This is a genomic window from Pseudomonas cyclaminis, from assembly GCF_015163715.1.
Lineage (GTDB): Bacteria > Pseudomonadota > Gammaproteobacteria > Pseudomonadales > Pseudomonadaceae > Aquipseudomonas > Aquipseudomonas cyclaminis.
In genome coordinates this window covers 19,612-32,367 of sequence record NZ_JADDUM010000015.1, presented here as the reverse complement: position 1 = coordinate 32,367, position 12,756 = coordinate 19,612, and the positions used below count along the sequence as shown (strand labels likewise).

Annotated in this window: 6 protein-coding genes and 2 pseudogenes; all 8 read right to left on the bottom strand. The window is 60.6% G+C overall.

Annotated elements, in window-relative coordinates; translation table 11 throughout:
* Window positions 1-1,762, bottom strand: a pseudogene (gene acs, locus IQK56_RS01635) (acetate--CoA ligase); the annotation flags it as partial.
* Between the two features lie 105 nt (window positions 1,763-1,867).
* Window positions 1,868-3,532 carry a glucose-6-phosphate isomerase gene (pgi, locus tag IQK56_RS01630; protein WP_032884731.1) on the bottom strand — a complete coding sequence of 555 codons (1,665 nt, stop codon included), beginning with the start codon at window positions 3,530-3,532 and terminating at the stop codon, window positions 1,868-1,870.
* Between the two features lie 224 nt (window positions 3,533-3,756).
* The gene (gene panC, locus IQK56_RS01625; RefSeq protein WP_150677436.1) at window positions 3,757-4,608 is read right to left on the bottom strand and encodes a pantoate--beta-alanine ligase; all 852 of its coding nucleotides are present in this window, start codon (window positions 4,606-4,608) and stop codon (window positions 3,757-3,759) included.
* Window positions 4,605-5,405 carry a 3-methyl-2-oxobutanoate hydroxymethyltransferase gene (gene panB, locus IQK56_RS01620; RefSeq protein ID WP_122307136.1) on the bottom strand — a complete coding sequence of 267 codons (801 nt, stop codon included), beginning with the start codon at window positions 5,403-5,405 and terminating at the stop codon, window positions 4,605-4,607. The genes panC and panB overlap by 4 nt, the downstream gene beginning before the upstream one ends.
* 215 nt (window positions 5,406-5,620) lie before the next feature.
* The gene (gene folK / locus IQK56_RS01615) at window positions 5,621-6,118 is read right to left on the bottom strand and encodes a 2-amino-4-hydroxy-6-hydroxymethyldihydropteridine diphosphokinase (RefSeq protein ID WP_122307137.1); all 498 of its coding nucleotides are present in this window, start codon (window positions 6,116-6,118) and stop codon (window positions 5,621-5,623) included.
* Window positions 6,119-6,120: 2 nt separating this feature from the next.
* A pseudogene (locus tag IQK56_RS01610) lies at window positions 6,121-7,520 on the bottom strand (polynucleotide adenylyltransferase PcnB).
* 698 nt (window positions 7,521-8,218) lie between these two features.
* Complete coding sequence (locus IQK56_RS01605) at window positions 8,219-9,646, bottom strand: sigma-54-dependent transcriptional regulator (RefSeq protein ID WP_122307139.1); 1,428 nt, start codon at window positions 9,644-9,646, stop codon at window positions 8,219-8,221.
* 22 nt (window positions 9,647-9,668) lie between these two features.
* Window positions 9,669-12,623, bottom strand: a complete 2,955-nt coding sequence (locus tag IQK56_RS01600) for a sensor histidine kinase (protein WP_160385051.1) — start codon at window positions 12,621-12,623, stop codon at window positions 9,669-9,671.
* Window positions 12,624-12,756 lie beyond the last annotated feature (133 nt).

Here is a 12,756-nt window from a genome sequence, read left to right as displayed (position 1 = left end):
AAGCTGCCGATTTCCTTGCTGACCAGCTCCAGCAGGTGTTTTTCAGCGCATCGCTTGGGTTCCACACCGTTCATGGGGGTGACGAAGGCGTAGGATGCCCTGGCCTTTGACATCGTGGGGTAGGCCCACCACGGCAGCCGTCGGCCACTTGGTCGTGTAGCACCAGCGCACTTTCCACCTCGGCGGTGCCGATACGGTGCCCGGACACGTTGATCACATCGTCGATACGCCCGGTGATCCAATAGTCGCCATCTTCATCACGACGTGCGCCGTCACCGGTGAAGTAGTAGCCGGGGTAGGGCTTGAAATAGGTGTCGATCATCCGCTGTGGGTCGCCGTAGACACTGCGGATCTGCCCCGGCCAGCTTGATTTGATCGCGAGCACGCCGCTGCCGGCGCCCGTGATCACCTTGCCCTGCTCATCCAGCAACACCGGTTGCACGCCAAACATCGGCTGGGTGGCGCAGCCGGGCTTGATCCGCTGGGCGCTGACCAGCGGGCTGAGCATGATGCCGCCGGTCTCGGTCTGCCACCAGGTATCCACAATCGGGCAGCGTTGTTCGCCCACGGCGTTGAAGTACCAGTCCCAAGCCTCCGGGTTGATCGGCTCGCCCACACTGCCCAGTAAACGCAGGCTGGCGCGGGAGGTGTTTTCCAGTGGGCCGTGGCCCTCGCGCATCAAGGCGCGCAGGGCCGTTGGAGCGGTGTAGAAAATATTCACCTGATGTTTATCGATGACCTGCCAGAACCGCGAACTATCCGGGTAGCTCGGCACGCCCTCGAACATCAGCGAGGTGGCGCCATTGGCCAGCGGGCCATACACGATGTAGCTGTGGCCGGTGACCCAGCCCACATCGGCGGTGCACCAGAACACCTCGCCATCGCGGTAATCGAGCACGTATTTGAAGGTCATCGCCGCCTGCAACAGATAGCCGCCGGTGGTATGCAGCACGCCCTTGGGTTTTCCGGTGCTGCCGGAGGTGTAGAGGATGAACAGCGGGTCTTCGGCGTCCATCGGCTCTGGCGGGCAATCGTCGCTCACCGCGTCCACGGCCTGCTGGTAGTTGAGGTCGCGGTCTTCGCTCCAGTTCACGGCGGCACCGGTGCGTTGCACCACCACGACGGTGCTGACATTCGGACAACTGGCCAGGGCTTTGTCGACATTCTGTTTCAAGGCCACGGGCTTGCCACCGCGCACGCCTTCATCGGCGGTGATCACGGTCCGACAGTCGGCGTCGAGAATACGGTCGCGCAGCGCATCCGGCGAAAAACCACCAAACACGACTGAGTGCACGGCGCCAATGCGCGTGCAGGCCAGCATGGCGTAGGCCGCTTCCGGGATCATCGGCATGTAGATGCACACGCGGTCGCCTTTATTCACCCCACGGCTTTTCAGCACGTTGGCCAGGCGACAGACGTTTTGGTGCAGCTGGCGGTAGGTGATGGTGGAAGAGTTTGTCGGATCATCGCCCTCCCAGATGAAGGCCGGCTGATCGGCGCGTTGTGCCAGGTGACGGTCGATGCAGTTGTAGCTGACGTTCAGTTGGCCACCGGCAAACCATTGGGCCGCGCCCGTGTGGATGTCCGAGTGTTGAACGGTGTGCCAGGGGGTGATCCAGTCGAGAAAGCCCTTGGCCTGTTCGGCCCAGAAGGTGTCCGGCTGGTCGACGGATTGGCGATAGAGGCGTTGGTAGTCCTCTTGACTGAGTTGCGCAGCCCGGCGGACGGCATCGGCGGTGGGAAACGTGCTGATATCGAACATGAGCGATCCTTATTCTTGTTTTTGCGACAAGTCATAAAGATGCACCCTGTGTGGAGAGGGTTCAAGGCCAACGTCCAAACGGACGTTGGCCCTGCAATGCCTGTATCAGCCGCGGTGACGACCGCGGAAGTAGTTGATCAGGCCCTGGGTCGAAGCGTCTTCGGCCAAGGTTTCTTCGGCGCCGGTCAGGCGGTTGTAGACGCCCTTGCCCAGCTCTTTACCCAACTCCACGCCCCATTGGTCGAAGGCGTTGATACCCCAGATCACGCTCTGCACGAACACTTTGTGCTCATACATGGCAACCAGCGCGCCGAGGCGACGCGGGCTGATGCGCTCCACCACCAGGGTATTGCTCGGACGGTTGCCCGGGATCACCTTGTGCGGGGCCAGCTTCTGCACTTCGTCTTCCGGGATGCCCTTGTCGCGCAGCTCGGATTCGGCTTCGCTGCGGGTCTTGCCGAGCATCAGGGCCTGGCTCTGGGACAGGCAGTTGGCGTACAGCCACTGATGATGGTCGGACACCGGGTTGAAGCTGACGATCGGCACGATGAAGTCGGCCGGGATCAGTTGGGTCCCTTGGTGCAGCAACTGGTGGTAAGCATGCTGACCGTTGCAACCCACGCCACCCCAGATCACGGGGCCAGTGTCGGTGGACACCGGTTTGCCGTCCTGGCGCACGCTCTTGCCGTTGGATTCCATATCCAGCTGTTGCAAGTGTTTGGTGATGTTACGCAGGTAGTGGTCGTACGGCAGGATCGCATGGCTCTGCGCACCCCAGAAGTTGCCGTACCACACGCCCAGCAGGCCCAGCAGCACCGGCATGTTCTGTTCGAACGGTGCGTTCTGGAAATGCTGGTCCATGGTGTAGGCACCGGACAGCAGTTCCTTGAAGTTGGACATGCCGATGGCCAGGGCAATAGGCAAGCCGATGGCCGACCACAGCGAGTACCGGCCGCCGACCCAGTCCCACATCGGGAAGATGTTTTCTTCGCGGATACCGAAGGCCACGGCTGCCGCGTTGTTGCTGGACACGGCGATGAAGTGACGGTACAGCTCGGCTTCCGAGCCACCCTGGGCCAGGTACCAGGCGCGGGCAGCCTGGGCGTTTTTCAGGGTTTCAAGGGTGTTGAAGGATTTCGACGAGACGATAAACAGCGTGGTCTCGGCGCGCAGCTTCATGGTCAGCTCGTGGAACTCGCTGCCGTCGATGTTCGCCAGGTAATGGCAGCGCACGCCTTTGTGGGCGTAGGACAACAGCGCTTCGGAGACAAGCTCCGGGCCGAGGAACGAGCCACCGATGCCGATGTTCACCACGTCGGTGATGGGCTTCTCGGTGTAGCCACGCCACAGGCCGTCATGGATGCGGCCGACCAGGTCAGTGATCTGGTTCAACACCTTGTGCACGTCCGGCATGATGTTCACGCCGTTGACCGACAGCTTGTCGCCCACTGGGCGGCGCAGGGCGGTGTGCAGGGCAGGGCGGCCTTCGGACGAGTTGACCGGCTCGCCAGCGTACAGCGAGTTGATCGCGTCCTTGAGGCCGACTTCCTTGGCCAGGCCTACGAGCAGGTCGCGGGTCTCGCTGGTGATCAGGTTTTTCGAGTAATCGAGGAAAAGTCCGCAGCTGCTCAAGGTGAATTGGGAAAATCGCTGGGGATCGGCATTGAACGCTTCGCGCATGCTGAAATCCTGCATGGCTTGGCGATGTTGATTGAGCGCTTGCCAGGCGGGCAGAGCGGTAACGTCATGAGGGGTGCGGTAGTACGCCATCGCTGCGGGTTTCCTTTTATTACGGGGACTGCCTTTAGGACACTTCAAAGCCCGGAACATCCAGTCTTATCTCAAGGATTGGGTTCCAGACAGCGCTAACCATAGCGCCGGGCGATTACATTAAACCTAGCGTGTCGATATGTCTTGGCTTTGTCTGCGCTGTAGCCGGTACTTTTTTATACCGGCACAGCGAGCAGGGCAATCGGCGGGGTGTATTGCGGGGTTTAAATGAGGTTCAGATGCAGGTTGTCGATCAGGCGGGTCGTGCCCAGGAAGGCCGCCACCAGGATCACGATGTCCTTGTCCTCGGGTGTCGCCGGGCGCAGATGCACGCCCTGGCGCACTTCGAGGTAATCCAGGCGCAACCCGGCCGCTTCGATCTGCTTGACCTGTTCGGCGCGCAGTGCGGCAAAGTCGCGGTCACCGTTCTTGATGGCGGTGGCAATCTGGCTGAGGCTGCGATACAGCACCGGCGCGATCCCACGTTCCTCTGCATTTAGGAAACCGTTACGCGAGGACAGCGCCAGGCCGTCTTCGGCGCGCACGGTAGGCTCGCCGATGATCTGGATCGGCATGTTCAGGTCATGGACCATGGCGCGAATCACGGCCAGTTGCTGGTAATCCTTTTGACCAAATACAGCGATGTCCGGCTGGACCATGTTGAACAGTTTGCTGACCACGGTCGCCACGCCTTCGAAATGCCCAGGACGGCTGGCGCCGCACAAGCCTTCGGACAGTTGCGGCACGCTGACGCGGGTCTGGCCGGTCATGCCGCCGGGGTACATCTCTTCGACGGTCGGTGCGAACAGCAGGTTGCAGCCCGCTTGCAGGAGCTTTTCCTGGTCGGCGGCGAGGGTGCGGGGATACTTGTCCAGGTCTTCACCCGCGCCAAATTGCAGCGGGTTGACGAAGATACTGGCGACGACAAAGTCCGCTTGCTGCACAGCCTTGGTCACCAGAGTGGCGTGGCCGCTGTGCAGGTTGCCCATGGTGGGCACGAAGCCAATGCGTTTGCCGGCCATGCGGGCGTGGGCGACGGCGGATCGTAGTTCGCGTACGGTTCTTACGGTGTTCATGCAGAGAATCCGTGTTCGGCGCCTGGGAAGGTCACGCCTTTGACTTCGGTGACGTAAGCGCTCAATGCCGCGTGGATGCTGTCCTGACCGGTCATGAAGTTCTTCACGAACTTAGGCACGCGGCCGGTAATCGACAGGCCGAGCATGTCGTGCAGCACCAGCACCTGGCCATCGGTTGCCGAGCCTGCACCAATGCCGATCACCGGCACTTTGACGGCCTGGGTGATTTCGGCGGCGAGTTCGCTGGGCACGCATTCAAGCAGGATCATCGCAACGCCCGCCTGCTCCAGGGCGATGGCATCGGCACGCATCTGCCGCGCCTGGGCTTCGTTGCGGCCTTGTACCTTGTAGCCGCCGAGGATGTTCACCGACTGTGGCGTAAGGCCCATATGTGCGCACACCGGCACGCCGCGTTCAGCCAGCAGGCGAATCGACTCGGCGAGCCACACGGCACCTTCCACTTTGACCATGTGTGCACCGGCGCGCATCAGTTTGCCAGCGTTGAGGAAGGTCTGTTCGACGGTGGCGTAGTCCATGAACGGCAGGTCGGCGATGATGAAGGCGCCGTTGTTACCGCGCTTGACGCTGGCCGTGTGGTAGGCCAGTTCATCGGTGGTCACGGGGAGGGTGCTGTCATTCCCTTGAAGAACCATGCCCAGGGAGTCGCCTACCAGCAACACCTCAACCCCGGCCTGGCAGCTGGCGTGGGCGAAGGTGGCGTCGTAGCAGGTCAGCATGGTGATTTTTTCACCTTTGAGCTTGAGGCTCTGCAAGGTGGTCAGGGTAATGTCTGGCATGAAAAGGGTCCTCGTTCAGGCGCTTGGAAACAGCGAGTTACGCGCGTGAGTCTTCGTTTTATACAGGCGCACCGTCTTGAGAGCAGTGCTTATAAGGCCTGGATTGCGCCCTTCAGCGCCGGGTTGGCGGCAGCGGGACGCCTATAGTCGTGAGGAGGACACGGGAAGTCAATTGGATGTGTTACCGCATTGTTACGCGTGGGGTGTTACCCGTGTTACTGATCCGATTCAGCAGTGCAGAGGCGCTCCAGGCCAATAAACGGGCAGGCCTCAAGCAGGGCGCTCAACCGTTGGCCGTCAGGTAATTGCAGGGCGGTGGGGGCGAGTTCGGCCAGTGGATACAGCACAAACGCCCGCAGGTGCATCTGGTAATGCGGCACCTTCAGGCGCGGCTCGTCGATCAGGCGATCGCCGAACAGCAGGATGTCCAGGTCGAGTGTTCGCGGGCCCCAACGTTCAAGGCGTTCGCGGCCTTGGTCGTTCTCGATGGCTTGCAGCGCATCCAGCAGGTCCAGGGGCGCCAGGCTGCTGTCCAGGGCGGCGACCGCATTGGTGTAGCGCGGTTGGCCTGGGAGCAGGGAATCACTTTGATAGAAGGCAGAGACGCCTGAGACGTGGGTGCCGGGCAACTGCGCCAGCGCTTCGACAGCGCTGCGCAATTGTTGCTCCGGGGCAGCGAGGTTGCTGCCCATGCCGATGTAGATACGTTCCACGTTTATTCGCCTGCGGCGCCCGAGGCATCGGCGCTGCGTTTGCGCTTGCTGCCGCTGCGACGACGCTTTTTAGGCCCGGCGCTTTCGCCATCGCCTTTGCTGCCGAGGTCGCGAATCATGTCGCGGCGCTGGCTGTCGTTGGCGTCCTGGTAGTCTGTCCACCATTCGCCCAGGCCATCGGTCTGCTCGCCGGCACTTTCGCGCAGCAGCAGGAAGTCATAGCCCGCCCGGAAGCGCGGGTTGTCCAGCAGCAGGTCGGCGCGCTTGCCGCTGCGGCGCGGTAAGCGTTCCTGCATGTCCCAGATCTCGCGGATCGGCATGGTGAAGCGTTTCGGAATGGCGATGCGCTGGCACTGTTCGGCGATCAACTCGTGGGCGGCTTCCTGCATCGCCGGAATCGGCGGCATGCCACGGTCCTGCAAACGCAGTACGCGTTTTGGCAGGCCGGCCACAACAGGGCAGCAAACAGGAACGCCGGGGTGACCGGTTTGTTCTGTTTGATGCGCAGGTCGGTGTTGATCAAGGCTTCGCTGATCAGCGTGTGGGTATAAGTCGGGTTGTGTTCCAGTGCCTCGGCGCTGGCCGGGAACAGTGGGTCGAACAACTGCAGGTCCACGAGCATCTCAAAGGTGTCGGCGGCGTAGCCCGACAAGAACAGCTTGAGCACTTCTTCGAACAGGCGTGCGGACGGGATTTCCCGCAGCATCGGTGCCAGGTCGCGAATCGGCGCGGCAGTGTGTTTCTCGATACCGAAGTTGAGCTTGGCGGCAAAACGCACGGCCCGCAGCATGCGCACCGGGTCTTCCTGGTAGCGCTGTGTCGGGTCGCCGATCAAGCGGATCAGGTTGTTGCGGATATCGTGTACGCCGTTGGCGTAATCGAGGATGCGCTCGCTGACCGGATCGTAATACAGGGCGTTGATGGTGAAGTCACGGCGTTGCGCGTCTTCTTCCAGGGTGCCGTAGACGTTGTCGCGCAGAATGCGCCCGCTCTCGTTGCGAGAAGACTGATTGGTGTCTTCCTCGTCATCGTTTTGCGGGTGACCGGCGCGGAACGTCGCGACTTCGATGATTTCGCGACCGAAGTGGATATGCACCAACTTGAAACGCCGGCCGATGATGCGCGCATTGCGAAACTCGGCGCGGACCTGCTCAGGCGTGGCGCTGGTGGCGACGTCGAAGTCCTTGGGCGTGATATTGAGCAGCATGTCGCGTACGCAGCCGCCCACCAGATAAGCCTGGTAGCCGGCGTTCTGCAAACGTTCGACGATGTTCACCGCATAACGGCTGAACTGAGCGCGCTGCAATGAATGCTGATTGCTGTTAAGCACTTCAGGCGTGCTGCGAATGTGTTGCGTACGACGCAAGGGAGAACGGAATGACTGGAACAACTTCTTCAGCATGGGATGCACTGTTTGAAGGAATGTTCGGCCATAACGAAGAATGACCGCATGATGGGCGGGGATTCTAGCATTTAGTCAGGGGATGGTGTAGGAACAAGCTACAGGCATTGCGCCATAAGCCTTTGAAGCGTCAAATTCCAGAAACTACAAGGGGAGCCGAAGCTCCCCCAGAAGTAGTTGCGTGCTCTTTTTTTATTATTGGTTTCGGGCTTTTTGTTTTTGTTGATCGCCCTCGCCATGAAGCTTCACCTTCATGACACTCCCAATCGGGAGTCAAGAGCAAACGGATTGCTTTGGTCGCTGTGTTGCTGATCTACGATCCAACCAGTTCAGGCTCTGCCTTAGGGCAGTTTTTGTTGTTCTCGGCCTGGTTGCGGGGCAAGCCCCAAATGCAACGCCTCTCCAAAAGAATCAGTTAGCTGCGCCTCCGCCGTGTTGTTTTTGTTATGCGTGAGTCGATTCGTCTTATTTTTATTGTCTTGTACAAAGCTTGTTATTGTTTTTGTACTAAGCATATAGCAGGGTGCGTGCCAACTTTTGCAGTACCCAGTAAAACCGGGGGGTTGAGGGGTTTTCGGGTTTTTGACGGACCAAAAAAAGCCGGGGCTCCGTTACCGTAAGCCCCGGCTTTTGTTACGCAAAAAATCAGCGGTAACAGTTTTTTCACATCACTGGGTGTTACCTGTGGGGGCGAATCCTCAGCTTTCGCTGGCCACACCGGTCTTGCGCCGTGGAATACCCAGGCGCTGGCGCCGTTCCCACAGGCATTTACGGCTCACGCCCAGTTTGCGTGCCAGTTCGGTCTCGGTCATGTGGTCCTGATGCTCAAGGACGAAGTGCTGGAAGTAATCCTCCAGTGACAAGTCCTCTGTCGGCTCATGGCTGGTATTGCTACCGCCCTGTTGCGGGGCCAGGCCAATGAAGTCGTCGTCTTCCAGGTCACTGAGCTCGATATCGATACCCAGCAGCTCGGCGGAAATTTCCGGGCTCTCCGACAGAATCACCGCACGTTCTACCGCATTCTCCAGCTCACGTACGTTACCCGGCCACGAGTAATGTCGAATGGCCTGCTCGGCGTCCGGTGCAAACTTCAGGTCGGTACGGTTGATGCGTGCGCTCTGGCGCAGCAGGAACGCGCTGGCGATCTCGTTGACGTCGGCGCCGCGTTCACGCAGGGCCGGCAGCTTGAGTGCGATCACGTGCAGGCGGTAGTACAAGTCTTCACGGAACTGGCCGATCTTGGCCAGGCTCTTGAGGTCACGGTGGGTCGCCGCGATCAGGCGCACATCGACCTTCTGGGATTGCACCGAACCCACCCGACGAATTTCGCCTTCCTGCAGTACGCGCAGCAATCGCGCTTGTGCTTCCAGTGGCAGCTCGCCGATTTCATCAAGGAACAGCGTGCCGCCGTCCGCCGCTTCCACCAGGCCCGCACGTCCGGCGCTGGCGCCAGTGAACGCGCCTTTTTCGTGGCCAAACAGTTCGGATTCGATCAGGGATTCGGGGATCGCCGCGCAGTTCACCGAGATCATCGGTGCCTTGGCGCGCTTGGACAGGTTGTGCAGGGCGCGGGCCACCAATTCCTTACCGGTGCCTGACTCGCCCTGGATCAACACATTGGAGTCGGTAGGCGCCACTTTGCGGATCTTGCTGTACAGATCCTGCATCGGTGGGCAGGAGCCGATGATGCCGATTTCGCCGTTGCTGTTGTCGACGCCCGGTTTTTCGGCAGCCTTGCCGGCGGGTCGTTGTTCGGCTGGCGCGCTGCTGGCCGACTGACGGTCACGCAGGATGCGCGCCACGGCCTGGAGCATTTCATCGTGGTCGAAGGGTTTGGCAATGTAATCCACCGCGCCCATCTTCATGGAGTCCACTGCCGAGCGCAGGCTGGCGTAGCTGGTCATGATCAGCACCGGCGTACCCTGGCCAAGCTTGATCAGTTCGGTGCCCGGCGCGCCGGGCAGGCGCAGGTCACTGACAATCAGGTCGAACGTGGGAATGCTGAAACGCTCCTGGGCTTCCTGCACCGAGCCGGCTTCGCTGACCTGGTACTGGTTACGTTCAAGCAGGCGACGCAAGGCAGAGCGGATAATGGTTTCGTCTTCGACGATCAAAATGTGCGGCATTGATTCAATTCTCTCGACGGTCTCAGTTCACAGCGGACGTCGCTTCGACATGACGCGGCAAGGTCACCCGAATACGGGTGCCGCGTTGGCTTTCGGTGTCAGCCGGGCTGTCGATGGTGATTTGTCCATAATGCTCTTCAACGATGGAATAGACCAGTGCAAGGCCCAGACCGGTACCTTCACCTGGGTCCTTGGTGGTGAAGAAGGGTTCGAACAATCGGTCCATGATGTTCTGTGGAATGCCGCTACCTTCATCTTCGACGATCAGATCGACCGTGTGTTCGAAAGCCTCGGTCTTGACGCGTACTGCACCACCCGCAGGTGTCGCGTCGCGGGAATTGGACAGCAGGTTGATCAATACTTGGGCCAGACGTTGTGAGTCGCCATCGACCCAATGATCGGGGTCGCACAGGTTGAAAAACTGTACTTCGAAATTGCGTCGGTTCAAGGCGAGCAGCCCGATGGCATCCTGCGCCACTTCGGCCAGACAGACCGCTTCGTCCTGGTTCTGATGGGCGCCGGCATGGGCAAAGCTCATCAGCGACTGCACGATGCGCGACACGCGTTTGGTCTGTTCGAGGATTTGCCCGCTGATCTCGGTGATTTCGCCGTCCTCTTCGCGCTCTTCGCGCAGGTTCTGCGCGAGGCAGGCAATACCGGTGATCGGGTTGCCAATCTCGTGGGCCACACCCGCCGCCAGGCGCCCAATACTGGCCAGGCGCTCGGAGTGCACCAGTTTGTCTTCGAGCATCTGAGTTTCGGTCAGGTCTTCCACCAGCAGCACCAGGCCGCTGTTACCGGGGGCGAGGGGTTCGTCGATGGCGGCTTTGTGCAGGTTGAGCCAACGGGTCTGGCCATCCAGGGCCAGATGTTGCTTGTGCAAGTGCTCGTCGGGCAGGTTGATAAAGCCCTGGAGCAACTCTTTCCACGGATCGCCGAGTGTATTCAGGCGCGAACCGACGACGCGCTGGGCGGCAATACCGGTGAGTTCTTCCATGGCTTTGTTCCACATCAGGATCTCCTGATCCTTGGCCAGGGAGCACACGCCCATGGGCAACTCTTGCAGCGTCTGGCGATGGTAGCGGCGCAAGGCGTCGAGCTCGGCGGCAAGGCCCGTGAGGCGTGAGTGGTAATCCTCCAGCCGGCTCTCGATGAAATGGATGTCTTCGGTAACGTAGTTTTCGCCGCCGGCCTTGTAGGGCAAAAAGGTCTCTACCATGTCCTGGGACACGCTCGGGCCCATCAGGCCGGACAGGTTGGCTTCGATGCGGTCGCGTAACCGGCGTAGCGCATACGGGCGCCGCTCGTCGAATGGCAGGTAGAGATCGCGCAGCGCCTGCTCCACCTCTTTTTGCGCGGCTTTGGCGCCCAGGGGCTTGGCCAGTTGGGTGGCGAACTCCTGGGGCGAGGCCGCATGCAGTTCGCGCCGTTGCGGGCGACGTACGTTATCCACCGCGCACGCTTCGGCGGCGCTGGTTTCTTCGGGGCTGGCGTTGGTGAACAGGGAGATCAGGGTGAACATCAGGACGTTGGCGGCCAACGAAGCAATCGCGGCCATGTGCCAACTGGTGTCGTCCAACACGTAAATCATGTTCAGCAGCGGAATGTAGAAGCCCTGCAGGTTGCCGACCAGCGGCAACAGCATGGTGACGATCCACACCAGGATCCCGGCAAGCAGGCCCGCGATAAAGCCCCGGCGATTGGCCGTCGGCCAGTACAGCACCGACAACACCCCCGGCAGGAACTGCAAGGTGGCGACAAACGCGACGATACCCAGGTTGGCCAGGTCTTGCCCGGCGCCCAGCAGCAGGTAGAAACAGTAACCGGCCATGATGATCGCGACGATCAACGCACGGCGCGTCCACTTCAGCCAGCGGTAGATATTGCCTTCGGCCGGTGGCTGATAGAGCGGCAGCACCAGGTGATTGAGTGCCATGCCGGAGAGGGCCAGGGTCGTGACGATGATCAGCCCGCTGGCCGCCGACAAACCGCCGACATAAGCGAGCAGCGCCAATGCCGGGCTATTGGCGGCAATGCCGATGCCAAGGGTGAAATATTCGGGGTTGGTGGTGGCGCCCAACTTGAGGCCGGCCCACAGGATCAACGGCACTGCCAGGCTCATCAGCAGCAGGAACAGCGGCAACCCCCAACTGGCGCTGACCAGCGAGCGCGGGTTGAGGTTTTCGGTAAAGGTCATGTGATACATGTGCGGCATCACGATCGCCGAGGCGAAAAACACCAGCAGCAGGGTTCGCCATGGGCCTTCCTGCAACGGGGTGTGGAGGGCGGCGAGGGCAGTCTGGTTTTGCAGCAGCCACAGTTCCAACTGTTGCGGGCCGTCGAACACACCATACAGCGCATAAAGGCCGACGCCGCCGATGGCGATCAGCTTGATCACTGATTCGAAGGCAATCGCAAACACCAGGCCTTCATGTTTTTCGCGGGTGGCGATATGGCGTGAGCCGAAGAAGATCGTGAACAGTGAAATCAGCGCGCAGAACGCCAGGGCCACCCGATGCTGCACCGGCTCACGGGTGAGGATGCTGATGGAGTCGGCCACCGCCTGTATTTGCAAGGCAAGCAAGGGCAGCACGCCGATCAGCATGAACACCGTGGTCAGGGCCCCGGCCCAGGTGCTGCGAAAGCGGAAGGCAAACAGGTCGGCCAGGGACGACAGCTGATAGGTGCGGGTGATTTTAAGGATCGGGTACAGCAATACCGGCGCCAGCAAAAACGCGCCGGACACGCCCAGGTAGCTGGAGAGAAAGCCGTAGCCGTACTGATAGGCCAGACCCACGGTGCCATAGAAGGCCCAGGCGCTGGCGTACACGCCGAGGGACAAGGTGTAGGTCAACGGATGGCGAATGATCGCCCGCGGAATCATTCCGCGCTCACTGATCCAGGCAACGCCGAACAGTGCGGCCAGGTAGGCGGCGCTGATCAGCAGCATCTGGGTGAGGCTAAAGCTCATCGGCATCTTTTGGCTCTGCAGGATGAAGGTCACGACGATCAGGATCAGCCACAGCAGATAAGGGCGATACCAGGCGCCCGTGGCGTCGATCCACCAATCCATGATGGCGGGAGAAAACAGGTAGATCCCGACGACCAGC

Coding starts and splice junctions, on each gene's coding strand:
- pgi (WP_032884731.1), bottom strand. CDS start 3,532: ATGGCGTACTACCGCACCCCTCATGACGTTACCGCTCTGCCCGCCTGG.
- panC (WP_150677436.1), bottom strand. CDS start 4,608: ATGAACACCGTAAGAACCGTACGCGAACTACGATCCGCCGTCGCCCAC.
- panB (WP_122307136.1), bottom strand. CDS start 5,405: ATGCCAGACATTACCCTGACCACCTTGCAGAGCCTCAAGCTCAAAGGT.
- IQK56_RS01605 (WP_122307139.1), bottom strand. CDS start 9,646: ATGCCGCACATTTTGATCGTCGAAGACGAAACCATTATCCGCTCTGCC.
- IQK56_RS01600 (WP_160385051.1), bottom strand. CDS start 12,623: ATGCCGATGAGCTTTAGCCTCACCCAGATGCTGCTGATCAGCGCCGCC.